General features: G+C 65.1%; 25 protein-coding genes. 24 read left to right on the top strand and 1 reads right to left on the bottom strand.

Going from position 1 to position 22,424, the window contains the following annotated elements; all coding sequences use genetic code 11:
- The first annotated feature begins 5 nt into the window (after window positions 1-5).
- From BT115_RS06795 to BT115_RS06685, 24 genes are all read left to right on the top strand, one after another.
- Entirely contained in the window at window positions 6-1,109 is a 1,104-nt protein-coding gene (locus tag BT115_RS06795; RefSeq protein WP_072321711.1) for a flagellar hook-length control protein FliK, read from the top strand.
- A 192-nt stretch (window positions 1,110-1,301) separates the two neighbouring features.
- Entirely contained in the window at window positions 1,302-1,796 is a 495-nt protein-coding gene (locus BT115_RS06790) for a flagellar basal body-associated FliL family protein (RefSeq protein WP_072321710.1), read from the top strand.
- A 16-nt stretch (window positions 1,797-1,812) separates the two neighbouring features.
- Window positions 1,813-2,829, top strand: coding sequence for a flagellar motor switch protein FliM (gene fliM / locus BT115_RS06785; protein ID WP_072321709.1), 1,017 nt, complete (start codon window positions 1,813-1,815; stop codon window positions 2,827-2,829).
- Between the two features lie 305 nt (window positions 2,830-3,134).
- The gene (locus BT115_RS18650) at window positions 3,135-3,290 is read left to right on the top strand and encodes a hypothetical protein (protein ID WP_177257387.1); all 156 of its coding nucleotides are present in this window, start codon (window positions 3,135-3,137) and stop codon (window positions 3,288-3,290) included.
- A 389-nt stretch (window positions 3,291-3,679) separates the two neighbouring features.
- On the top strand, window positions 3,680-3,955 hold the full coding sequence (gene fliN, locus BT115_RS06780) for a flagellar motor switch protein FliN (RefSeq protein WP_250340764.1): 276 nt from the start codon (window positions 3,680-3,682) through the stop codon (window positions 3,953-3,955).
- Window positions 3,956-3,960: 5 nt separating this feature from the next.
- A complete protein-coding gene (gene fliO / locus BT115_RS06775) occupies window positions 3,961-4,374 on the top strand; it encodes a flagellar biosynthetic protein FliO (RefSeq protein WP_072322290.1) in 414 nt (137 codons plus the stop codon).
- 86 nt (window positions 4,375-4,460) lie between these two features.
- Window positions 4,461-5,162 (top strand): flagellar type III secretion system pore protein FliP, encoded by a 702-nt coding sequence (gene fliP, locus BT115_RS06770; RefSeq protein WP_143144514.1) that lies wholly within the window; start codon window positions 4,461-4,463, stop codon window positions 5,160-5,162.
- The gene (gene fliQ / locus BT115_RS06765; protein WP_072321706.1) at window positions 5,159-5,428 is read left to right on the top strand and encodes a flagellar biosynthesis protein FliQ; all 270 of its coding nucleotides are present in this window, start codon (window positions 5,159-5,161) and stop codon (window positions 5,426-5,428) included. Before fliP ends, fliQ begins: the two co-directional genes overlap by 4 nt.
- A complete protein-coding gene (gene fliR / locus BT115_RS06760) occupies window positions 5,428-6,204 on the top strand; it encodes a flagellar biosynthetic protein FliR (RefSeq protein WP_072321705.1) in 777 nt (258 codons plus the stop codon). The genes fliQ and fliR overlap by 1 nt, the downstream gene beginning before the upstream one ends.
- Window positions 6,201-7,343 carry a flagellar biosynthesis protein FlhB gene (gene flhB, locus BT115_RS06755; protein ID WP_072321704.1) on the top strand — a complete coding sequence of 381 codons (1,143 nt, stop codon included), beginning with the start codon at window positions 6,201-6,203 and terminating at the stop codon, window positions 7,341-7,343. Before fliR ends, flhB begins: the two co-directional genes overlap by 4 nt.
- A gap of 2 nt (window positions 7,344-7,345) precedes the next feature.
- Window positions 7,346-9,454 carry a flagellar biosynthesis protein FlhA gene (flhA, locus tag BT115_RS06750; RefSeq protein WP_072321703.1) on the top strand — a complete coding sequence of 703 codons (2,109 nt, stop codon included), beginning with the start codon at window positions 7,346-7,348 and terminating at the stop codon, window positions 9,452-9,454.
- 93 nt (window positions 9,455-9,547) lie between these two features.
- Window positions 9,548-10,888 (top strand): flagellar biosynthesis protein FlhF, encoded by a 1,341-nt coding sequence (gene flhF, locus BT115_RS06745; protein WP_072321702.1) that lies wholly within the window; start codon window positions 9,548-9,550, stop codon window positions 10,886-10,888.
- Window positions 10,889-10,937: 49 nt separating this feature from the next.
- Entirely contained in the window at window positions 10,938-11,813 is an 876-nt protein-coding gene (locus BT115_RS06740; RefSeq protein WP_072321701.1) for a P-loop NTPase, read from the top strand.
- On the top strand, window positions 11,810-12,541 hold the full coding sequence (locus tag BT115_RS06735) for an RNA polymerase sigma factor FliA (protein ID WP_072321700.1): 732 nt from the start codon (window positions 11,810-11,812) through the stop codon (window positions 12,539-12,541). Before BT115_RS06740 ends, BT115_RS06735 begins: the two co-directional genes overlap by 4 nt.
- A gap of 59 nt (window positions 12,542-12,600) precedes the next feature.
- The gene (gene cheY / locus BT115_RS06730) at window positions 12,601-13,002 is read left to right on the top strand and encodes a chemotaxis response regulator CheY (protein ID WP_072321699.1); all 402 of its coding nucleotides are present in this window, start codon (window positions 12,601-12,603) and stop codon (window positions 13,000-13,002) included.
- A 9-nt stretch (window positions 13,003-13,011) separates the two neighbouring features.
- A complete protein-coding gene (locus BT115_RS06725) occupies window positions 13,012-13,653 on the top strand; it encodes a protein phosphatase CheZ (protein ID WP_072321698.1) in 642 nt (213 codons plus the stop codon).
- Window positions 13,654-13,660: 7 nt separating this feature from the next.
- The gene (locus BT115_RS06720; RefSeq protein ID WP_072321697.1) at window positions 13,661-15,727 is read left to right on the top strand and encodes a chemotaxis protein CheA; all 2,067 of its coding nucleotides are present in this window, start codon (window positions 13,661-13,663) and stop codon (window positions 15,725-15,727) included.
- A 1-nt stretch (window position 15,728) separates the two neighbouring features.
- Window positions 15,729-16,469, top strand: a complete 741-nt coding sequence (locus tag BT115_RS06715) for a flagellar motor protein (RefSeq protein WP_072321696.1) — start codon at window positions 15,729-15,731, stop codon at window positions 16,467-16,469.
- Entirely contained in the window at window positions 16,466-17,482 is a 1,017-nt protein-coding gene (gene motD / locus BT115_RS06710) for a flagellar motor protein MotD (RefSeq protein ID WP_072321695.1), read from the top strand. The genes BT115_RS06715 and motD overlap by 4 nt, the downstream gene beginning before the upstream one ends.
- Window positions 17,482-18,270 carry a ParA family protein gene (locus BT115_RS06705; RefSeq protein WP_072321694.1) on the top strand — a complete coding sequence of 263 codons (789 nt, stop codon included), beginning with the start codon at window positions 17,482-17,484 and terminating at the stop codon, window positions 18,268-18,270. The genes motD and BT115_RS06705 overlap by 1 nt, the downstream gene beginning before the upstream one ends.
- A complete protein-coding gene (locus BT115_RS06700; RefSeq protein WP_072321693.1) occupies window positions 18,270-18,839 on the top strand; it encodes a chemotaxis protein CheW in 570 nt (189 codons plus the stop codon). Before BT115_RS06705 ends, BT115_RS06700 begins: the two co-directional genes overlap by 1 nt.
- Window positions 18,836-19,285, top strand: a complete 450-nt coding sequence (locus BT115_RS06695; RefSeq protein WP_072321692.1) for a chemotaxis protein CheW — start codon at window positions 18,836-18,838, stop codon at window positions 19,283-19,285. The genes BT115_RS06700 and BT115_RS06695 overlap by 4 nt, the downstream gene beginning before the upstream one ends.
- 171 nt (window positions 19,286-19,456) lie before the next feature.
- The gene (locus BT115_RS06690; protein WP_072321691.1) at window positions 19,457-19,864 is read left to right on the top strand and encodes a DUF2802 domain-containing protein; all 408 of its coding nucleotides are present in this window, start codon (window positions 19,457-19,459) and stop codon (window positions 19,862-19,864) included.
- Window positions 19,865-19,945: 81 nt separating this feature from the next.
- On the top strand, window positions 19,946-20,482 hold the full coding sequence (locus BT115_RS06685) for a YaeQ family protein (RefSeq protein ID WP_072321690.1): 537 nt from the start codon (window positions 19,946-19,948) through the stop codon (window positions 20,480-20,482).
- A 93-nt stretch (window positions 20,483-20,575) separates the two neighbouring features.
- Here the strand turns inward: BT115_RS06685 and BT115_RS06680 are convergent, their stop codons facing one another.
- The gene (locus tag BT115_RS06680) at window positions 20,576-21,211 is read right to left on the bottom strand and encodes a TMEM175 family protein (protein WP_072321689.1); all 636 of its coding nucleotides are present in this window, start codon (window positions 21,209-21,211) and stop codon (window positions 20,576-20,578) included.
- Window positions 21,212-22,424 lie beyond the last annotated feature (1,213 nt).

Raw genomic sequence — 22,424 nt, 5'->3', positions numbered from 1 at the left:
ATCGCATGAACAACGCCACGCTTGCTCTCAACATCGCCCGCCCGCCGGCTCCTGCCGCTGCTGCGACGCCGACCGCGGCCGGTCGCGAGCAGGAGGGCGGTGCCTCCACGAAGCGTTTCGACGCAGCGTTGGATGCGGCTCATGCGGACGCGCACGCGCCGCGAGACCAGGCGCGCGACGCGCAGGACACGAAGACAGCCCCAGCGGCTCCTGCTCAGGCGGCCGCCAATGCGAAGGCGGACAAGGAACCCGACGCGAAGCCTTCGGATAAGGAAGCGTCCGCCGTGGACGATCCGTCCATTGCCGCGACAATGCTTTCACTGATCGGCGTGCCGGCGAAAGCGGTCGACGTGGCCGCTGCGGCGCTGGGCGTCACGAAACAGGCGGGCGCCGCGCTCGGCATGCCTGGCGCCGCCGCGCCGTTGGCTGGCGCACTCGCCGCGGGCGGCGATGCCGCCGGTGCGGTTGTGCCGGACGCGACCGCCGCGCTGCTCGACAAGACGACTCTTCCGGCTGCGGGTGTAGCAGGTGCGGCTGCGGGTGTGGTGCCGCCATCGTTCGCGGCGTTGCTGGCGACGCAAGGCGGTGCGGCGGCATCGAAGGACGACAATGGCCCCGTCGTCGACGCTGCCAATAGCCCGATGCCGCTGATGCATACGCCTGACCTTGGGAACGCCGCGCCGGTGATGCAGGTGCAGGCCACTCAGGCGGCCACTACACCGCAGTTCGCACAGGAACTCGGTGAACAGATTGCCTGGATGGGCTCCGGTCAGATCAAGGAAGCACGCATCAAGCTGCATCCGGAGGAGCTGGGCAGCATGGACGTTCGCGTCCACCTCGACGCGGGCAAGGTCAACGTGGCGATTCTGGCGCAGCATCCTGCGGCGGTGCATGCCGTACAGCAGACGCTTTCGCAATTGGACAGCATGCTCGCCCATCATGGCCTCTCCCTGGGGCAGGCGGACGTGGGGCAGCGTCAGGGCGGCGAAGCCGCGGATGGGCGCAGCGACGGTTCGCAGGGGCAGGGCGCCGAGCCGGGCGCATCCGGCGCCGCAGAGACGGTCGCTGTTTCCTCCGTAAGCCGCAGCCTTCTGGACGAGATCGCCTGACGCTTGCCTGACGTAAAACCGTCGGTCGTCAAATTTTCGACCGACAATCCTTCGGGCGGGAACCGCGAACCGCGCTGTGGCGCGCCCCTGTCTCTCGGTGAGCATGGCACGCGGTTTGCAATACGATTCGCGAGGCCCAGGCGCCGAGTCGCCCGGGCCCATTCCATTCGACAGGCAAGAGGTTTTCCCCGCATGGCTGCTGTACCCGACGAAGTGACCGAACAGGCACCCAAGAAAAAGAAGAAAGGCCTGCTGCTCATCATCGGCGCGCTGGTGGTCCTCGCTGCGGGTGGCGCGGGCGCCTGGGTCATGCTCAAAGGCGGTCACGCCAAGGGTGCGGAGAACGCCGCTGAAGCGGCGAAGTCCAAGCCGGCGTTGTATCTCCAGCTCGATCCCGCCTTCGTCGTCAACTTCCAGGACGAGAACGCCCTGCGCTTTCTGCAGATCGGCGTGAACGTCATGTCGCACGACCCGGAAGCCATCGCTGCGGCGAAGCAAGCCGATCCGGAAATCCGCAATGCACTGCTGATGCTGTTCTCGGCGCAGGACGTGAAAAGCCTGTCCGACGTGAAGGGCAAGCAGAAGCTGCAGGCTGCGGCGCTCGCGGAGATCCAGAGGGTACTGAAGGAAAAGATCGGCCGCCCCGGTGTGGATGCGGTCTATTTCACCAGCTTCATCATGCAGTGACGGGAATCACTCGGCCATGAGCGACATCCTCACCCAGGAAGAAATCGACGCCCTGCTCGCAGGCGTGGAAGGTGGCGCGGTCGAGACCGAGGTCGAGCTGCCGCCACCCGGTGGCATCCTCGATTACGACTTCACCCAGCAGGACCGCATCGTTCGCGGTCGCCTGCCCACGCTGGAGATGGTCAACGATCGTTTTGCCCGGTATTTCCGCGCGAATCTCTTCAATGTGTTGAGAAAGTCGTGCGAAGTGTCGGTGCTCGGCGTGAAGATGACCAAGTTCAACGAGTACGTGCACTCGCTGGCGGTCCCGAGCAATCTGAATCTCATTCGGATCAAGCCGCTGCGCGGTACTGCGCTGATGGTGTTCGAACCGCGTCTGGTCTTCACCGTGATCGACAACTTCTTCGGCGGCGACGGCCGGTACCACGCCCGTATCGAGGGTCGTGACTTTACGCCGACCGAAAACCGGGTGATCCAGATCGTGCTGCAGGAAGCCTTCGGTGCGATGGCCGAGGCCTGGGCGCCGGTCTTGAAGATGCATTTCGAGTTCTTGAATTCCGAGATCAATCCGCAGTTCGCGAACATCGTGAGCCCCACGGAAACCGTGGTGGTTTCGCGCTTCCACATCGAACTGGATGGCGGTGGCGGCGAAGTCCATCTGACGCTGCCGTATTCGATGGTCGAGCCGATCCGCGAATTGCTCGATGCCGGCGTGCAGAGCGACCGTGCCGAGCGCGACGATCGCTGGATCCAGAACCTCCACGAGGAAATCCTCGATGCGGAAGTCGAAGTCACGGCGATGCTCGCGGAAGCGCGGCTGACGATCCGGGATTTCCTTCACCTGCGTAAGGGCGACGTCATCCCGATCAGTCTTCCCGAAACGGCCACCATCTTTGCCGAGGACGTGCCGGTCTTCCGTGGTCGCATGGCGAATTCCAACGGCAACAAGGCGATCCAGTTCGAATCGCTGCTGCGTCGTAGCGCCCCGCGCTCCACGCCGGTTCCCGTCCAGCCGGTGACCGAGCCGGCTTGATCAACTGTGCCGCGGTCGACCGCGGCACAGCCGCAACAAACAAAGCCTGGGGCCGAGTACTACAGTACGGGCGGCTCCCGCTTACATACATAGCACCTGAGCCTCCGTAGCTTTCTCGCGCTCTACAAGCGGTAGAGAATTCAACCGGAGGTGATGATGCGCAACGTGACACTTGAAGAATCTCGGCGCGTCGATCCGATGATTGTTCAACCATGGATCATGCGTGGGCACCCGTGATGGTTGCCTCGGGAGCAACCGCCAAGCGGCAAAGGCGGCCTTCATGGATCAAGGAATGGATGGTGTGTATGTCCGTGTTCCTGCTGGCTCAAATTGCCAGCTATGAAGGCGGCTTTTATCAAAACCTTAAGCATGACGTCGTTTTCTGGTTCATCGGCGCCGTGGCCTTGACGATGGTAGGGGTGGTAACCGCCATCTTCTTCAAGAAAAACGCTGCCCGTTGATATCCGGTGGTCCGGGCGGCTCGGCCACCCCGACTATGCAACGTCCCTGACGCCACCCGCCATCCGTCGATGGCGGGTGGCGTCCTGCGTTCCGGGCGAGCTTTCCGCCATGTGACGCGTCAATGCCCCGTCATGGTGACTAACTGCCGTCGAGCGTCAGGTTTCCGTCTGCCCTCCTGCGTCACCTTCCGTTCTCGACCTCGCCCTGGCGTCCAAGTGACTGATTCAGCGCAGAAACGTGCGATTCACGCGGCGCAGACATCGTGGCACGCCGCTTGCTTCAAGGGGATAGCAACCCGCCATACCCTCTCTTACACGGAACGGCCATGAACGAACCCACCATCCACGAAGAACTCGACAACGGTGCCGAGGCGTCCATCGCCGCCACCATGGGCCTCGGCAGCGAGGTCAATCTCGACGTCATCCTCGATGTGCCCGTCACCATGGCCATGGAAGTGGGCCGCACCAAGATCAGCATTCGCAACCTGCTCCAGCTGAACCAGGGTTCGGTGGTGGAACTGGACCGCGCCGCGGGCGAGCCGCTCGACGTGTTCGTCAACGGTACCCTGGTCGCCCACGGCGAAGTGGTCGTCATCAACGAGAAATTCGGTATCCGGCTGACCGACGTGATCAGCCCGGCCGAGCGCGTCCGCAAGCTGCGGTGATTCTCGTGCGCCGTACGTTCGCCGCCTTCGTCGCAGCCCTTCTCCCGTGCGTCGTGCTGGCGGCTCCCGCCGTTGCGCCCGCGGTCGACTCGGGCGCGGAAATCGTCCGCGTGCTGATCAGCCTGCTCGGTGTCGTGGCGCTCATTTTCTTCGTCGGCTGGCTGAGCCGTCGCGCCCAGGCAAGGGTGCGTCCGGGCGGCCGGCGGATTCGCGTCATCGAGTCGATGCCGGTCGGTATCAAGGAAAAGGTCATGTTGATCGAGGTCGGCGGTACCCAGTTGCTCGTCGGCGCCTCGCCGACCGGTGGCCTGCGGACGCTGCACGTGCTCGACACCCCGATCGCGGAGGACGTGCTGCCGCCGTCGTCGCCTGCCATTCGCGGCTTCCGCGACGTGCTTAACCAGTGGAAGCGTCCATGAAGTCTGCCAGTCCCGCGGCCCCCCGCCGCTCGCGCGCGATCCTGCGTTCCGCCTGGTGGATCCTGATCCTGTTGCTCGCAACACCCATGGTTGCGTTTGCCGCGGAGCCGCCGGGCATTCAGTTGCTCAACGTGCAGCCGGCCGGCAACGGCGGCCAGACCTGGTCGCTGTCGATCCAGATGGTGGCGCTGATGACGGCGTTGACCGCGCTGCCAGCGATCCTGCTGATGATGACCTCGTTCACCCGCATCATCATCGTGCTGGGCTTCCTGCGTCAGGCGCTGGGTACGAACAGCACCCCGCCGAACCAGGTGGTGCTCGGTCTGTCGCTGTTCCTCACGTTGTTCGTCATGACGCCGGTGATGAACAAGGCGTACGACGCAGGCGTCAAGCCGTACATGGATGGGCAGATGAGCGTGCAGGACGCGCTGCCGCTGGCTGCCGCGCCGTTCCGCCACTTCATGCTCGAGCAGACGCGCGAACCCGACCTGCAGTTGTTCACCAGGCTTGCCGGTGAGCAGCCCTATGCGGACAAGGATGCGGTGCCATACCGCGTGGCGCTGCCGGCGTTCGTCACCAGCGAGCTAAAGACGGCGTTCCAGATGGGCTTCCTGTTGTTCATTCCGTTTCTCATCATCGATCTCGTCGTCGCCTCCGTGCTGATGTCGATGGGCATGATGATGGTCTCGCCGATGATCATCTCTCTGCCGTTCAAGATCATGCTCTTCGTGCTGGTCGACGGGTGGACCCTGTTGCTCGGTACGCTGGCGGGGAGTTTCTTCCCATGACGCCGGAATCGGTCATCGGCTTCGGCCAGCAGGCCCTGCACATCGCGATGCTGATCGGCGCGCCGCTGCTGCTCACTGCGCTCGCAGTCGGTCTCATCATCGGCATGGTCCAGGCGGCTACGCAGATCAACGAGCAGACCTTGAGCTTCATTCCGAAGCTGATCTCCATGGCCCTGGTGATGATCATCGCCGGCCCGTGGATGCTCCGCACGCTGGTGCAGTTCACGCGTACCTTGATCGAGAACCTGCCCCAGGCGGTGCGTTGATGCCGATCGACGTCGGCCAGCTCGAAGGGTGGGTGGGCAGCGCGTGTTGGGCGTTGGCGCGGATCTCGGGTCTCCTGCTCGTGGCGCCCGTCCTGGGTGCCACCATGATTCCTGCGCGGATTCGCCTCGGTCTGGCGCTGCTGCTGACCATGGCGCTTGCGCCGTTGGCGCCGCTCGACATTCGGCCGCTCTCCGCCGAAGGCGTGGCGACGCTCGCCCAGCAGGTGCTGGTCGGCGCCTCGCTCGGTTTCATCCTCAAGCTGATCTTCGAAGCCGTGTCGTTCGGCGGCCAACTCGTGTCGCAGGCGATGAGCCTTGGCTTCGCCGAGACCGTGAACCCCGGTGTCGGCGGCACCACGCCGGTACTCAGCCAGTTCTACACGATGCTGGTGACGCTCCTGTTCCTGGTCATGAACGGCCACCTGCAGCTGATTGCGCTGCTGGCCGATAGCTTCCGCTCGTTGCCGGTGAGCGAGCAGGGCATCGGCACCAACGGTCTGTGGGGTGTGCTCGAGTTCGCCAGCCATTTGTTCGGTGGCGCGGTACGCGTGGCCTTGCCGGCGTTGACCGCGACGCTGGTGGTGAACCTGGGCTTCGGTGCAATCAGCCGGTCTGCTCCGTCCATGAATCTCTTCGCGGTCGGTTTTCCGATCACGATCTGTCTCGGCCTGCTGGCCGTCTGGCTTGCGTTGCGCGCGCTCCCCGGCGCGTTCGATTCGCTGCAGACCGAGGCGTGGGACGCCATGCGTCAACTCGTCGGGAGGTCCTCGCCATGAGCGAGACCGACAAGGAAGACCGCACCGAAGCCCCTAGTGATAAACGCCTTCGCGAAGCTCGCGAGAAGGGCGACCTTCCGCGTTCGCGCGACCTCTCCACCGCGGTGGTGGTGCTCTCGGGCGTCACCACCATGATCGCCTCGCGTGAGCAGATGGCTGCGCATGCGGCCAACATCATGCACGTGGGGCTGCGCTATTCGCGCGACGACCTGTTCGCCGCCGATGGCATCTCACGCGCGCTGGCGGCGGCGGCGCTGGAAGCCTTGAAGCTGCTGGGCCCGGTATTTGCCGTGACCGCAATCGCGGCGATCGCTGCGTCGGCGCTGATGGGCGGACTCAATTTTTCGGGCCAGGCACTCATCCCGAAGTTCGACCGGCTCGATCCGATCAAGGGGTTTTCCCGGCTGGTTTCGATGAACGGGCTGGTCGAACTCGGCAAATCCTTGCTGAAGCTGCTGCTGATCGGCGGCGCGCTGGCCTGGTTCCTGCGCCGTTCGACGCAGGAGATGTACACGGCAGGCACCGGCCCGGTGAGCAACGGCATCGCCCAGGCCTTCGGCATCTTCGGGCATGCCTCCCTCGTCTTCGCCTGCGCCCTCGGCGCCATCGCTCTGGTGGACGCGCCCTGGCAGAAGTTCAGCTTCACCAAGAAGATGAAGATGACCAAGCAGGAAGTGAAGGACGAGCACAAGGAAAACGAAGGCAGTCCGGAGCTGAAGTCGAAAATCCGTCAGATGCAGCACCAGATGGCACGCCGTCGAATGATGGAAGACGTGCCGACGGCCGACGTGATCGTGACCAATCCGACCCACTTCGCCGTCGCGCTGAAATACGACGAAGACCGCATGGGAGCGCCGCGCGTGGTGGCCAAGGGCATGGATGTGATCGCCCAGCAGATCCGCGACGTGGCGGGTGGCGCGAAGGTGCCGGTGGTGGAATCGCCGCCGTTGGCACGCGCCTTGTATCACACGACGGAGATCGGTCGGGAAATCCCGTCGGCGTTGTATATCGCCGTGGCTCAGATCCTGGCCTATGTGTTCCGGTTGAAACAGGCGATCGCCATGGGCGATCTCCCGCCCGACCTCCCGAAGCAGGACATCGACCCTGAATTGATGGGTCCCTACCGCATGGACAACTGACGATGGCAGCCTCCACCAACCTCATGGGCACGTTCCGCCAGATCGGCCGCCGCGGCGTCGTGGCACCGGTGGCGATGCTGATCATGCTCGGCATGATGATGCTGCCCCTGCCGCCGTTCATGCTCGACCTGCTGTTCACCTTCAACATCGCGCTCTCGCTGGTGATCCTGCTGGCGACGATGTACGTGATGCGACCGCTGGAACTGGCCTCGTTCCCCACCGTGGTGCTGTTCGCCACGTTGCTGCGCCTGGCGCTGAACATCGCCTCGACCCGCGTCGTGCTGCTGCACGGCCACAACGGTCCGGGTGCGGCGGGCAAGGTGATCGAGGCGTTCGGCGAGTTCGTCATCGGCGGCAACTTCGCCGTCGGCTTCGTGGTGTTTGCAATCCTCACCATCATCAACTTCGTGGTCGTGACCAAGGGCGCCACCCGCGTGTCCGAGGTGACGGCACGCTTTACCCTCGATGCGATGCCCGGCAAGCAGATGGCGATCGACGCCGACCTCAACGCCGGTCTGTTGACGCAGGAGCAGGCGCGCGAGCGCCGCCAGGAAGTGCGCGAAGAAGCGGACTTCTACGGCTCGATGGACGGTGCGTCGAAATTCGTACGCGGCGATGCCACGGCGGGCATGCTGATCCTCGCGATCAACATCATCGGCGGCTTCTTCATCGGCATGCTGCAGCATGGCCTCTCCGCTGCCGAGGCCGCGCGCACGTACACGCTGCTCACCATCGGCGATGGCCTGGTGGCGCAGGTGCCCGGCCTCATGCTCTCGATCGCCACGGCCGTCATCGTGACGCGCGTCTCCAAGTCGCAGGAGATGGGCAAGCACGTGATGGGGCAGCTCTTCGGCCAGCCCAAGGCGCTCGGTGTCGCGGCGGCGGTGCTGGGCACGATGGGTCTCATCCCGGGCATGCCCAATATTCCGTTCCTCATCCTGGCGGCCATCGCCGGCTTTGCTGCGTGGAAATTGAACCGCGCGCAGCTCGACGCCGCGGCGGGTGTCGCCGCCGGTACGGGTGCCCCGGGTACCGAGCTGGCGCTGGAAGCGGCGCCGCCCGCCGAGCGGCTGGAACTGTCCTGGGAAGACGTGGCTCAGGTGGACACCATCGGTCTGGAAGTGGGCTATCGCCTGATCCCGCTGGTGGACAAGGCGCAGGGCGGCGAGCTGATGGCGCGGATCAAGTCCGTGCGCCGCAAGCTCTCGCAGGAACTGGGTTTCCTGGTGCCGTCGGTGCACATCCGCGACAACCTCGATTTGGCGCCGCACGGCTATCGCATCTCCCTGATGGGTGTGCCGATGGGCGAGGCGGAGATCCACACCGAGCGCATGCTGGCGATCGATCCGGGTCGTGTGCACGGCACGATCAACGGCATCGCCACGCGCGACCCCGCGTTTGGCCTCGATGCGGTCTGGATCGAGCCGGGCATGCGCGAGCACGCGCAGACGCTCGGCTATACCGTGGTCGATCCGGCGACGGTGATCGCCACCCACCTTTCGCACATCCTGCAGAACCATGCGCACGAGCTCATCGGTCACCAGGACGTGCAGCAGTTGCTCGACCGTCTCGCCCAGCAGACGCCGAAGCTGGTGGAAGACCTCGTGCCGAAGCGCCTGTCGCTCGGCGCCGTGGTCAAGGTGCTGCAGAACCTGCTCGCGGAGCGGGTACCCATCCGCAACTTCCGCGGCATCGTCGAATCGTTGGCGGAGCATGCAGGCCAGAGCCAGGATCCCGGCGTGCTCGCTGCCGCAGTGCGCGTCACCCTCGGCCGACAGATCGTGCAGGAAATCGCCGGCCTCGGGACGGAAGTGCCTGTCATTACTTTGGCGCCGGAGCTGGAGCAGATCCTGCTCCAGTCCCTGCAGGGCGGCGGTCCTGCCGGAGCGGCCGTCGAGCCGGGCCTGGCGGATCGCCTCCAGCAGAGCGTCGCGGACGCCGCGCGGCGTCAGGAAGCGGCGGGGGAACCGGCCGTTTTGTTGGTCTCGCCGGCACTTCGTCCGTGGTTGTCGCGCTTCACGCGGCATGTGGCCCAAAACCTGCATGTACTCGCCTACAACGAGGTTCCGGACAACCGTCGCGTCAAGCTGGTGACGGCCCTCGGGCGATAGGAATGAGACGCCGCGCGAAGAATAGGCGCGCGGACCGAACGAACATGGTGGCGCCTGGGAAAGAGGCGCCAGGACAAAGACAGGATCGAACGCATGAAAATCAAACGATTCGTTGCTCCCGACATGCGCCAGGCCATGCGCCAGGTCAGGGACGAACAAGGCCCGGACGCCGTGATTCTGTCGACGCGCCGCCTGGATGACGGCATCGAGATCATCGCTGCGCTGGATTACGACGAAGCGCTGGTGCGCGAGGCCGGCTTCGGTGTCGACGCGCCGAAGCGCGACGAGTCGCCGCTGCGCGCGCTGCGCGACGACGCCGAGCGCGCCGCACGTATCGATCAGGCCCGCGCCGCCACCGCCGCGGCCGTCGAACGTGCCGCGAAGGGCGGGGCACCGGCCAGCCAGCCGAACACCAATGCTCCGCAGCGTCAGTCGAGCGCGGCGCTGGCTGCCAGCGTCGCCGACGTGGTGCGTGCCGCCACCGTCACCCCCAACAACGATGCCGCCGTGAACGGCGTGCGCGCCGAGATCAACAACCTGCGCGAGATGCTCGAAGTGCAGCTCTCGACGCTGGCCTGGAATCAGATGGATCGCGAGCAGCCGCTGCGTGCCCGTGTGCTGCGTGAGATGACGCGGTTGGGCATCGACGCCGACGTGGCCCGCGCGCTGTGCGCGGAACTGCCGCCGGGCATGACGCCCGAACAGGCGCGCTATCTGCCGCTGGGCATCCTTTCGCGCAACATCCGCACGAGCGGACGGAATTTCGACACGGTGGGCGGCGGCGTCATCGCGCTGGTCGGTACCACCGGCGTCGGCAAGACCACCACCATCGCGAAGCTCGCCGCGCGCGCGGTGCTGCGTCACGGTGCGTCCAATGTTGCCCTCATCAGCACGGACCAGTACCGCATCGGTGCCGGGGCACAGCTCGAACACTATGGTCGCCTGCTCGGCGTGCGCGTGTTCAACGCGCAGGACGCCAACAGCCTGCGCAACGTGCTGCTCCAGCTGCGCGGCCGCAACACGGTACTGGTCGATACGGCCGGGCTGGCGGGCAACGATCCGAAGCTTCAGCAGCAGTTCGAGACGCTGCGTGCGACCTCGGATCTGCGCGTCTGTCTCGTACTGGCGGCCAACGCGCAGGCGCAGGCCATCGACAACGCGGTGCGCGCTTATGCGCCGCTGGCTCCGCAGAGCGCCATCCTCACCAAGCTCGATGAGGCGCCGCTGATCGGCGGCGCGCTGTCCGCACTGATCCGCCACGGCCTGCCGTTGGACTACACCACCGACGGCCAGCGCGTGCCCGAGGACATTGCGTCCGCCGATGCGCGCAAGCTGGTCTGCCTGGCTGCGCAGCTCGTCAAGCAGCGTAGCGACGAACCCGACGACGCCATCCTCGCCGACCGCTTCGGCGGTGTGGCGCCGGCCCTGGCTTGACCCTCTTTCTCTTCAACCGCAACCGACTCCCACGGCAGTGACTTACTTCATGAGCACACACGTCGATTCCACCCAGGCCGCCGGGCTCCATTGGCTCGCCGATCGCCGCCCCACCCGCAGCATCGCGATTGCCGGCGGCAAGGGCGGCGTGGGCAAGACCACGGTGGCGGTCAACCTCGGCATGGCGCTCGCGATGGGCGGCCGTGACGTCCTTCTACTCGACGCCGATCTCGCCATGGCGAACGTCGACGTCCTGCTCGGCTTGCAGCCGACCCGGCACCTGGGTCACATGCTGGAAGGGGAGTGCGGCATCGAAGACCTCATCCTGCAGGCCGCACACGGCCTCAAGGTGATCCCTGCCACGTCGGGCGCGCGTCGCATGGCGCAGCTGCCGAACATCGAGCACGCGGCGGTGATCCGGGCGTTCGACGAATACCCGCTGGCGCCGGAGTACCTGATCGTCGATACGGCGGCGGGCATCTCGGACAGTGTCTCCATGTTCGCCGCGGCATCGGACGAGGTGGTGGTGGTGGTCTGCGACGAGCCGGCCTCGCTCACCGATGCCTACGCCCTGATCAAGGTCATGAGCCGCGAGTTCGCGGTCAACCGCTTCCGCATCGTGGCGAACATGGTTCGCCACGCCCAGGAGGGGCGCCAGCTCTTCGAGAAGCTGTCCCGGGTGACCAATCGTTTTCTCGATGTTTCCTTGGATTTCATGGGCATGGTTCCGCACGACGAGTACCTGCGCCAGGCGATCCGCCGCCAGTCGGCGGTGGTCGATGCCTGGCCCAGCAGCCGGTCGGCGGTCGGATTCAAGAATTTGGCCAGGTCGGTCGATACATGGGGTGAACCCGAACCCCGTGCACAGGGCCGTATTGGCTTCTTCGCCGAACGGTCCCATCAGGGGGGAGGGCTACCACTGTGAGCGTCGCGACCGAATACCTTGAAATCACGCGCATCCCAGCGGATGAACTGGTAAAGACCCACGCGCCGCTGGTGCGCCGAATTGCCTATCACCTGATGGGCCGGCTGCCGCCGAGCGTGGATGCAAACGACCTGATGCAGGCCGGGATGATCGGGCTGCTTGAGGCCGCAAGAAATTACTCGCCGACTCGCGCGGCCAGCTTCGAAACCTATGCGGGTATCCGCATACGTGGCGCCATGCTGGACGAACTGCGCAAGACGGATTGGACCCCGCGCTCCGTCCACCGGAAGTTGCGCGAGGTTGCGGAGGTGACGAGGCAGATCGAGAACGAGACGGGTGGCGACGCCGAAGACGCGGAAGTGATGAAGCGGCTGGGCATCGACGCCATGGAATACAACCAGATCCTGGCGGACGCGGCGAGCGCGCGGTTGTTGAGCCTGACGGCGCCCGAGGGCGACGAAGGCGCGGCGATCGACGTGGTTGACCCGGACGCGGCCGGTCCGGAAGGTACGTTCGAGCAGGAAGGTCTGCGTGGCGCACTGGCGCAGTCCATCGACGGATTGCCCGAGCGCGAGAAGCTGGTCATGTCGCTGTACTACGACGAAGAACTCAACCTGAAGGAAATCGGTGCGGTGTTGGGAGTGAGCGAATCGCGGGTATGCCAGATCCATGGTCAGGCCCTGATTCGACTCCGCGCACGCATGTCGGGCTGGAAAGACAAGCAGTGACGGCACCTTTCGTGACGTCGCCGAAAAAGAACACGCGGTAGCAAGGCGGAGAGAACGTTTTGGACAAGAACATGAAGATTCTCGTGGTGGACGATTTTTCCACCATGCGACGCATCGTCAGGAATCTGCTGGTGGAGCTTGGCTTCACCAACACCCTGATCCAGGAAGCCGAAGACGGTAATGCCGCGCTGGCGATGCTGCGCGCGCAGCCGTTCGACCTGGTGGTCACGGACTGGAACATGCCGAACATGACCGGCATCGACCTGCTCCGCGCCATTCGCGCCGACGCCGCCCTGAAAGCCATGCCCGTGCTGATGGTGACGGCGGAGAACAACCGCGATCAGATCATCGCGGCAGCACAGAGCGGCGTGAACGGCTACGTCGTCAAGCCCTTCACGGCGGTCACGCTGAAGGAAAAACTCGACAAGATCTTCGAACGACTCGCCGCGGCCGCGGGCTAAGGAACGACCATGAACACCGTGATTTCCCCTGGCCACGACGTGGCGCCCGAACTGCGCGAGCTGCTGGATGCGAACGATCCCGCCTCGGTCGAGGAGGCCCTCGATCGCCTCCTGCGCAGCCGCGAACAACACCTTTTCATGGCGCTGGGCCACCTGGCCCGCGACCTGCACGAATCCGCGCGCCGGCTTGCCGCCGACATCTCGCACGATGGTGTGCCGGGCAACATGAGCGACGCGCGCAAGCACCTGCGCGACGTGCTCGAGATGAGCGCCCAGGCTGCCCATCGCACCCTCGATTTCAGCGAAAAGCTGCGCCCGCAGGCACAGGCGCTCGCCCGCCAGGCCGATGAAGTACTGGTGCTCGATCACGCCGACCCCGCCTTCGCCACCAGCGCCACGGCGCTTGCCGTGCGTGTGGGCGACTTCGCCCAGAGCTGCGACATCGGCTTTGGCGAAATGGTCGAGGCACAGTCCTGGCAGGATCTCTCCGGTCAGCGCGTGGCGCAGGTCGAAGCGTTCATGGCCAAGGTGGAATCGTCGCTGGTGGAGCTGGTGCGCCTGACCGGCACGCTGGCCGGTGGTGCCGCGCCTGCTGCTGAAAAGGTCAGTCAGGACGAAGTGGACCGCCTGCTCAGCGAATTCGGCTTCTGAGCGCCCTATGAGCGTGGAGCTGGACAACGAGCTGCTCAACGTCTTTCTGATCGAGGCGCGCGAGCTGCTGGAAAGCCTGGGCGAACAACTCGTGGACCTCGAGTCCTCGCCCGGCGACGTCGACCTGTTGAATGCGGTGTTCCGCGCGTTCCACACGGTGAAGGGCGGTGCGGGCTTTCTTGGCCTGAACCCGATGGTGGAGCTGTGCCACCGCGCCGAAGATCTGCTCAATGAAGCCCGCAACGGCGCGATCGTGCTCAATGCCGGTTTCATGGACGCGCTGCTGGAATCGCTCGATCTGCTCAACGACATGATGCGGGCTGCCGATGGTGGCCTGCCGATCGAGGCCGCGCCGCGCTCGTTGCTCGACCGCCTGCTGATTCCCGGCCGAGCTGCCACGGCCCCTCCGGTGGCCCTGGCGCCACCCACCGCCGCGCCAGTCAGTGCGGCGCCCACTTCGCGCGCATACGATCCCATCGAAGACGAATTCGAGGCGATGCTCGACGCGGCGCGCAATGAGCGCGAGCCGGCGTCGGCATCGTCCGGCCCGATCTCCGACGACGAATTCGAAGCGCTGCTGGATTCCCTCTACGGCACCGGTGCTCCCGGTGCCGAAGGCGTTGCGAACTCGCCGAACCCGGCACCGGCACCCGCCGCTGCCGTTCCCGCTGCACCCGCTGCGGCGACCGCCGATCCGAACGCGATCAGCGACGACGAATTCGAAGCCTTGCTCGACAGCCTGCACGGCACCGCGGCACCGGGCGTCGTCCCAGGTGCTGCTGTTGCTGCTGCGCCGCCACCGGCACCCGTACCTGCTCCGTCGCCGACACCCGCGGAACCGGCTCCCTCCGCTCCCACGGCTCGCGTCGCAGCGCCGACGGAAAAGCGCGCGGCATCCACTGCCGACACCACGGTGCGCGTCGACACGCATCGTCTCGACGGGCTGGTGGATGCTGCGGGCGAACTCGTCCTCGTGCGTAACCGCCTCACCAATCTCGCGCCGCGTGGCACAAACGACCCGATGGAGCGTGCCATCGGCGAACTCGAGCGCGTGGCCGAAGACCTGCAGAACGCCGTGCTGCGCATGCGTATGCAGCCGGTCGGCAAACTGTTTTCGCGCTTCCCGCGCATCGTCCGCGATCTGGCTCGCCAGCTCGGCAAGGACATCGACCTAGTGACCGAGGGCGAAGAGACCGACATCGATCGTACGGTGGTCGAGGCCCTCGCCGATCCGCTGGTCCACCTGCTGCGCAATGCGGTGGATCACGGCATCGAGATGCCCGACGTCCGCGCTGCCGAGGGCAAGCCGCGCAACGGTACCGTGCGCCTCGCTGCGGGTCAGTTCGGCGACCGCATCGTCATCACCGTGACCGACGACGGCAAGGGCATGGACCCCGAAGTGCTTCGTCGCAAGGCGGTAGAAAAAGGGCTGATGGATGCGGAGCAGGCTGCGCGTCTCGACGAGCGCGAATGCTACGAGATCGTGTTCCGTCCTGGCTTCTCCACGGCCAGTCAGGTCTCCGACATCTCCGGTCGCGGCGTCGGTATGGATGTCGTCAAGACCAAGATCGTGGAACTCGGCGGCACGTTGTCCATCGATTCGCGCGTGGGTCACGGCAGCACGGTGCGTCTCTCCGTTCCGCTGACCCTCGCCATCCTGCGTGTCCTCATGGTGCGCGTCGGGCATCGGCTGCTGTCGTTGCCGCTTTCCAATGTGGCGGAAGTGTTCGAGCTGGTGCCGGGGCAAATCCAGGAACTGGACGGCCGCGTCGTCGCTGCGCATCGGCAACGCGCTCTCCCGCTCGTCGATCTCGGTCGCTGGGCGGGCGCGGCGGGGAAGGGCGGCCACGTGGTCGTGGTGCAGATCGGGCATCAGACGCTCGGCTGCCTCGTCGACGAAGTGCTCGGCCGCGAGGACGTCATGGCCAAGCCGCTGGGTCCGTTCCTCAAGGACGTGCCGGGTATCGCCGGTGCCACCATCACGGGCGATGGCCGCATCTCGCTGGTGCTCGACCTCGCCGGTCTCGCCGATGACAGTGGGCAGGTACTGCCCTCGCTGAGGATGGCTGTCTGACATGGATCTCGTGAGCGTTGTCGGTACGATCCTGGCCTTCGTGGTCATCATCGTGGGCACCATCCTCAAGGGCTCGAGCCTCGACGCCCTGTGGAATCCCGCCGCCTTCGTCATCGTTTTCCTCGGTACGTTCGCGGCGCTGCTGGTGCAGACGCCCGGAGCGGTCCTCAAGCGCGCCTGGAGCATGTTGCCCTGGGTATATCGGCCACCGGATATCGAATCGGAAAACCTCGTCAGCCGCATCGTCGGCTGGAGCGAGATTTCGCGTCGCACGGGCCTTCTTGGCCTCGAGCCTTCGATCGAGCGCGAGACCGACCCCTTCATCCGCAAGGGTCTGCAACTGCTCGTGGACGGCACGGAGCCGGATGCGATGCGTTCGGTGCTGGAAGTGGAAGTGCTCGCGCGCGAGCACACCGACATCGAGGCGGCCAAGGTCTACGAGAACGCGGGCGCCTATTCCCCCACGATGGGTATCATCGGTGCAGTCATGGGTCTGATGTCCGTGATGCAGAACCTCGCCGAACCGAGCAAGCTGGGCCACGGCATCGCCGCGGCCTTCGTGGCCACGATCTACGGCATCGGCCTCGCCAATCTGCTGGCGCTGCCCATGGCGTCGCGCCTTAAGGGCCTGGCGCGGCAGCGTTCGCAGATGCGCGAGATCCTCGTCGAGGGTCTGGTTTCCATCGCGCAGGGCGACAACCCGCGCCATATCGAAAGCAAGCTGCAGGGTTTCCTGTCGTGAAACGCAGGCACCAGGAAGAACACATCAACCACGAACGCTGGGCGATCCCCTATGGCGATCTGATCACGTTGCTGCTCGCGCTGTTCGTGGTGATGTACGCGGTGTCGGCCGTGAACGAAACGAAATTCCGTGTCATGGCGCAGTCGATCAACGAGGCCTTCAACGGCACCGGCAAGGTGATCGAGCCGATTCGCGAAGCCACGCCGGCGGCACAAGTACCGTTGCCGAACCAGTCGCGTGCGCCGGCGGCGGCCCCCATCGCACGGATCGACGTGCCCGTCCCGCCGCGCAATCTGCCTCTTCCGGGGCACGAAGGCGCAGCGACGGAGCGTCAGGAGGCGGCGAACATCAACACCGCCACGGCCGCGAACACCAGCGTGGGCAAGACCGAAGACGCCAGCCTCAGCCAGATCTCGGACGAAGTGAAACGGGCGATGCGTCCGTTGATCGACAAGAACCTCGTCAACGTGCGGCAGACGGCCGACTGGCTCGAAATCGAAGTGCGCACGGACATCTTGTTTCCCGTCGGCGTTGCCAAGCTCCAGCCGCCTGCGGAAGATGTGCTGCGCAAACTGGCAGGCATTCTCGGTCCGTTCCCGAATGCCATGCGCATCGAGGGTTATACCGACAACACGCCGATTGCGACGGCGCTGTTCCCTTCCAACTGGGAGCTGTCGGCCGCGCGCGCGGCGACCGTCGCGCGTCTACTCACGACGTCGGGCGTCGATCCGCACCGCGTAGGGATCATCGGTTGGGGCGAGTTTCGGCCGAGTGCCGACAACGCAACCGAAGACGGTCGCAATCGCAATCGTCGCGTACTCATCGTGGTCATGAGCGACAAGGCCGCACCGGCCCGGTTCTACAGCGATGCGGACCGCGTCGATCTCACGGCGACGCCGGCCGGCCAGCATGCCGCCGCAGCGAGCAGTGTGTCGTCGACGGAAGCGGGCCGGGGTACCGCCGCTCCGACGGCCGGCGCCGCGCGATTCGCGCCCTCGGCGGAGGCACGCTGATGCGCATCTGGGCGATATCCAATCAAAAGGGCGGCGTGGGCAAGACCACCACCACGGTGGCGCTAGGAAGCCTGTTGGCGCAGTCCGGCCAACGCACCTTGCTGGTCGACATGGACCCGCACGCGTCGTTGTCCGGCTACATCGGCGTGGAAGGCGGGGCACACGGCAGCGTGTACGACCTGTTCGGCGTGGGCGGCAACCCGCTTCCCGTGCGCACGCTCGTTCACGGCACGAAGTGGGACAGGCTCAGCGTGCTACCGGCATCGGCGGCCATGATTACCCTCGATCGTCAGCTCGGTACCCGTCCGGGCATGGGTCTGGTGCTGACGCAAGCGCTGGCTGAACTCGCGCCCGATTTCGACCATGTACTGTTCGATTGCCCGCCCACGCTGGGCGTCCTGATGGTCAATGCACTGGCGGCGAGCGACCGGCTGCTCGTGCCGACGCAGACCGAAGCGTTGGCGCTGGCCGGCCTCGAGCGGATGCTGCGCAGCCTGTCGATGATCGAGCGCTCCCGTGGCAAACCCATGCCGCGCACGATCGTGCCGACGCTTTACGATGCCCGTACGCACGCATCTCGGGCGTGCCTCGCGCAACTGCGTGAGCAGTACGGCGATGCCGTGAGCCAGGCTGTGATTCCGACGGATACGCAGATCCGGGAGGCCAGCGCGGCCGGCGTGCCGTTGGCGTCGTGGCCTGCCGCGCGCCGTGGCGGCTTGGCGTATCGCCAGTTGCTCGACGAACTGCTGTCCCTTCCGTCCGCGTCTGTGACGGACGCGGCCGCGTGATGCGTACCATGCACGACGCCGAACAACTCGTGGCCGACTACCTCGCGGAGCTGCTGACGCCGGCCGCGCATGCCGTGCCTGCGCCCGCGCCATCGACCGACGTCAAGGTCGTGGCGATCGAGCCGTGGCGCGGTGGCGCCGCCACGGCGGATAAGGCATGCCGCTATCTGCTGTGCGTGGCGGCGGGCGTGAAACTCGCCGTACCCATGGCCGACGTGACGCATCTGCTGCCGATGCCTCCGTTGACCCCGCCGAACATCACGAACCCCATCTGCCTCGGCCGCTGGCGGCATCCCAGTGGCGAAGCCCGAGTAGTCGATCTCGCGGCCGTGCTCTCCCCGGACATGGCGGGCGCACCGGTGACGACGCTCGTGATCCTGCGCGACCGCATCTGGGCGCTGGCCTGCGTGGTCGACGAGGAGACGGTGGACATATCTCCCGACGCCATCCAATGGCGTGACGGTGCGACCACCCGCCCTTGGCTGGCGGGTATGTCGCTTGAACCGAAGTGCGGCGTGGTAGGTACCACGGCGTTGATCGAATGGCTGGAAAAGGAGTTGGGACCATGACCACATCCCTCCATGATGGACGCGGCGCCTGGCTCGGCTTCTCGTTGAAGGGGCAGCGCTATGCGGTATCACTCGCCAGTGTGCGCGAGGTGATTCGCCCCGGCGGCATCACGCCCGTGCCGGGCGCCCCCGAGGACGTGCTCGGCATCGTGAACCTGCGCGGGCAGATCGTGCCGGTGCTCGACGGTCGTCGTCGCTTTGGACTCGACCTTGCCACCGAGGCTGACGACGATGACGCGCGCCGCGTCATCGTTTTCGACGAAGGTGGCACGGTGGTCGGCATGCGCATCGACGTCATCGGCGAGATGCTCACCTTCGATCCCGACGATGTGGCGCCGCCCCCGCCCGGTCGCGCCGAACGGCGCGACGACCCCGTCAGCGGCGTCGTCACCCGCGACGACGGCTTCATCGCCCTGGTCGACGTGCCGAAGTTGTGCCGCGCCTGAGCAAGCGGCGGTGATCGTCCCGCAGGCGATGGCGTCGTCCGCGGGTTCGCCGTGCCGCGCTCGCTGTCATCGATCCGATCCCTGCGACCTACGCGGGGGACGCCCTGCGCCGCTTCGAAAACCGCGCGCATTGGGTTACCGTGTGCCGCGACCTCACGGAGTCCCACCTGCATGAACGCCGCCATCGGATACGTGCTGATCGCTCTTGCGATCCTCAACCTCGTCGGGCTGCTGCTCCTGTTCCGCCGCGTGGGTGGTGGCGCCTCGGCGGCCCCACGCAGTGAACCCGCAGCTCAGCCCGTCCCGCCGGCTGCCGCCCCACCGGAGCCTGTCATTGCGGAGGACGTACTGGCGAACATGCTTCGCCGGCTCGATCACCGCCTGGGCGATATCGAGGACCAGGTCCGCCGTACGCCGACCTTGTCGGCGGCAGGCGACCACGGCGCAACCTCCGATCGCGCGCTGGCCCTCGCGCAGCGCCTCGCTCGGCAAGGGGCGTCCCCGCAGAACATCGCGGAGACCTGCGGTATTTCGCTGACGGAAGCCGAACTCCTGCACCGGTTGCACGCGCCCCAGTAACACCGGAGCGCGACGCGTCCGGCGGCTGGTCGCCGCGTTCGTGTACGCTTTGCGGCCGGCAGCGACCCCAAGCGACTCCTCATGGCACTCAAATCCACGGTCTTCAAGGCTGACCTGCAGGTCAGCGACATGGACCGGCACTATTACCAGTCCCACGCGCTGACGATCGCCCAGCATCCGTCGGAAACCGACGATCGGATGATGGTGCGCGTCCTGGCCTTCGCGCTGAATGCGGACGAGGCACTGGTCTTCGGCAAGGGCATCAGTTCCGACGACGAGCCGGACCTTTGGCGGAAGGAACTCACCGGCGAGGTCGATCTATGGATCGAGATCGGACAGCCTGACGAGCAGCGTATCCGCCGCGCCGCCGGTCGCGCCAAGCGCGTGATCGTCTACAGCTACAGCGGCCGCAGCGCGGAAGTCTGGTGGAAGAAGACGGCGGCGGCCGTGGCCCGGACGAAGAACGTATCCGTCATCGATATCGCCCCGTCGACAGTCGAAGCGCTCGCCGCACTCACGCAGCGCACGATGCAGATCCAGTTCATGGTGCAGGACGGCCAGGCCCAGGTCATCAGTGGCGATGCGATCGTACCGATCGAGCTGACGACGTTGGCTTGACGTTCTTCGGCTCCGTTGTCATCCACGCGCCGGTGCGCTGTGGGGGGGGCGTCGACGAGCATCCCCTCGCGGGCTAACAGTCCGCCTGCGTCGTCACTCCGCCGCGGCTGCCGGTTCCACAGCACGCGACTTTCTCATCCGTGCAAATAGCATCACCATCAACGGCATGAGCATCAGGGGCAGGTTGCTCGGACCTGGCCACCAGATAGCGAGGACACCCGAAAGCAACGCCATCAGCGGCAAAGCCATCGTTCGGCGCCGAAGCGTGGCGACCACCTCATCGGTTACGTCTTCCCGAAGGAATGGCGCGCGCAGGACGCGCTTGACCAGGCGGTGCTGGAGCAGGCCCGCCAGCAGCAGGGTGCCCGTGTAGAACCATTCCGGAACGCGCTCGGTGGGGTGGGAACTCATCAGTGCCGAGGAAAATGGCATGAATGCAACGACCATCAGCAGGAACAGATTCGGCCATACGATGGACGGATCGTAATGGCGCAGTAGTCCGAATACACGATGATGGGCCGCCCAGAGCGCGCCGATGACGATAAAGCTGAGGATGAAACCGACGAAGTGCGGCGTGAGTTGAAGCAATGCCAGCAACCACGCCCGGTCGCTCAGGTCCTCAGGATGCGGCACGTGAATTTCGATCACCAGCAAGGTGATGGCAATGGCGAAAACGGCGTCCGAAAAGAACGTCAGCCGTTCGAGCTGCTGATCCTGCGCCTGCGACATGCGTTACCCCTTTCCCCTGGCTAACTCCCCTGGGGATCATCGCCCGAGCCGGTTCTGAGGGGAAGGGGTATGGCCTTGCGACTGCGTTTCATTGTTGGAAAGCCGCGTTTCCCACGATGAGGTCGGCCCAGGTTCGTGTGGCTCAGAGGCTTTCGCGCTGCGTCTGCGGACCCGGTAGCGGTTTCTGGAGTATCGAAGGAACGTTATGCAGGCTGCCAGATAAGTGATTGTAGCAACGGAATAGAAAGCGGCATTGTGCTCGACATCGTCATAGTGGCCAGCAGCGAATCCAAACATGAGCAATGCGGCGAAACCGGCGCATTGCCAAAGCCACTCTTTAACCCATGGCTCCACCGTTAATACAAGGTGCTCAACAGCAATCCCGCTGGGGTTTGGCGCAGCATAGACCCGGCAATACGACCGGCTACAGCCGAAGGACCCTCAGTGGAACCAAAAACTGCGCTATAGAGGGCCCCAGCCACTGTGTGTTTGAAAGTGGTGTTCACTAAGCTGCTGAACGCAGCGTCCACAGCGGCGTCGCCGGTTAGCCCAGCTTGCGGCGGAGGCGTTCCGCCCGCGACGAAATTACATTCTGTGTAAGTCAGGCTTCTCATGTTGTCTCCTTGCGAGGTTGATGTTGCGGAAAACCGGTTGTGATTATCAGTGATATAAGGACGGATTGCGGGCAGGCATTACCTCGCGGCTCGCGGGTATTCGGCTAAAAATTTGTCAGATTTTCTCTTCGTTCGAACGTGGCAAACCTGGTTCGAGGCTTATCGCTTGCGAAGAAGCCACAGGTTTCGTCCATGTAGGACGGGGAGAAGGGCTTGGCCGAGAATGATCGGCAGCTTGTCGAGATGTAGCGCGTACAAGAGCGAGATGAGACTTCCCCAGAAGCTCAAATGCCAAAATACAGGCGGTACGACCACGCGGCCCGAGCGTTCGGAGCAGATCCACTGAACGACAAAACGAGAGCCAAAGAGCGCGGTTCCGAAAAGTCCGATCGCCGTCCATGCGGACGAATCCGCATAAAGCCACGGGGTCACGGATTCCAGGCGATTCTGAAGAAATGACATCGTCGGTCTGCGTTCAGTGGTGAGCAGTCGGCAAAGCCGGGGTGCCCTTAATGCGGCGCGGTTAGCACGTTTTGTGTAGACCCATTACCTGTTCTGCTGGAAATATCGAATAGAAACGATGCAGCAAAGCAAATAGC

It is taken from the genome of Luteibacter sp. UNCMF366Tsu5.1 (assembly GCF_900119235.1).
GTDB classification, from domain to species: Bacteria; Pseudomonadota; Gammaproteobacteria; order Xanthomonadales; family Rhodanobacteraceae; genus Luteibacter; species Luteibacter flocculans.
The sequence above is the reverse complement of the archived record's forward strand: the minus strand, read 5'-3'. Positions and strand labels throughout refer to the sequence as shown.

Excerpts from the sequence above, each read along its gene's own strand:
- fliP (WP_143144514.1), top strand. The coding sequence starts at position 4,461 with ATGGTTGCGTTTGCCGCGGAGCCGCCGGGCATTCAGTTGCTCAACGTG.
- BT115_RS06680 (WP_072321689.1), bottom strand. The coding sequence starts at position 21,211 with ATGTCGCAGGCGCAGGATCAGCAGCTCGAACGGCTGACGTTCTTTTCG.
- fliM (WP_072321709.1), top strand. The coding sequence starts at position 1,813 with ATGAGCGACATCCTCACCCAGGAAGAAATCGACGCCCTGCTCGCAGGC.
- BT115_RS06740 (WP_072321701.1), top strand. The coding sequence starts at position 10,938 with ATGAGCACACACGTCGATTCCACCCAGGCCGCCGGGCTCCATTGGCTC.
- BT115_RS06795 (WP_072321711.1), top strand. The coding sequence starts at position 6 with ATGAACAACGCCACGCTTGCTCTCAACATCGCCCGCCCGCCGGCTCCT.
- flhF (WP_072321702.1), top strand. The coding sequence starts at position 9,548 with ATGAAAATCAAACGATTCGTTGCTCCCGACATGCGCCAGGCCATGCGC.
- BT115_RS06685 (WP_072321690.1), top strand. The coding sequence starts at position 19,946 with ATGGCACTCAAATCCACGGTCTTCAAGGCTGACCTGCAGGTCAGCGAC.
- BT115_RS06690 (WP_072321691.1), top strand. The coding sequence starts at position 19,457 with ATGAACGCCGCCATCGGATACGTGCTGATCGCTCTTGCGATCCTCAAC.
- BT115_RS06705 (WP_072321694.1), top strand. The coding sequence starts at position 17,482 with ATGCGCATCTGGGCGATATCCAATCAAAAGGGCGGCGTGGGCAAGACC.
- BT115_RS06700 (WP_072321693.1), top strand. The coding sequence starts at position 18,270 with ATGCGTACCATGCACGACGCCGAACAACTCGTGGCCGACTACCTCGCG.
- fliR (WP_072321705.1), top strand. The coding sequence starts at position 5,428 with ATGCCGATCGACGTCGGCCAGCTCGAAGGGTGGGTGGGCAGCGCGTGT.
- BT115_RS18650 (WP_177257387.1), top strand. The coding sequence starts at position 3,135 with ATGTCCGTGTTCCTGCTGGCTCAAATTGCCAGCTATGAAGGCGGCTTT.
- BT115_RS06790 (WP_072321710.1), top strand. The coding sequence starts at position 1,302 with ATGGCTGCTGTACCCGACGAAGTGACCGAACAGGCACCCAAGAAAAAG.
- BT115_RS06720 (WP_072321697.1), top strand. The coding sequence starts at position 13,661 with ATGAGCGTGGAGCTGGACAACGAGCTGCTCAACGTCTTTCTGATCGAG.
- flhA (WP_072321703.1), top strand. The coding sequence starts at position 7,346 with ATGGCAGCCTCCACCAACCTCATGGGCACGTTCCGCCAGATCGGCCGC.
- fliN (WP_250340764.1), top strand. The coding sequence starts at position 3,680 with ATGGGCCTCGGCAGCGAGGTCAATCTCGACGTCATCCTCGATGTGCCC.
- BT115_RS06725 (WP_072321698.1), top strand. The coding sequence starts at position 13,012 with ATGAACACCGTGATTTCCCCTGGCCACGACGTGGCGCCCGAACTGCGC.
- BT115_RS06695 (WP_072321692.1), top strand. The coding sequence starts at position 18,836 with ATGACCACATCCCTCCATGATGGACGCGGCGCCTGGCTCGGCTTCTCG.
- fliQ (WP_072321706.1), top strand. The coding sequence starts at position 5,159 with ATGACGCCGGAATCGGTCATCGGCTTCGGCCAGCAGGCCCTGCACATC.
- flhB (WP_072321704.1), top strand. The coding sequence starts at position 6,201 with ATGAGCGAGACCGACAAGGAAGACCGCACCGAAGCCCCTAGTGATAAA.
- BT115_RS06715 (WP_072321696.1), top strand. The coding sequence starts at position 15,729 with ATGGATCTCGTGAGCGTTGTCGGTACGATCCTGGCCTTCGTGGTCATC.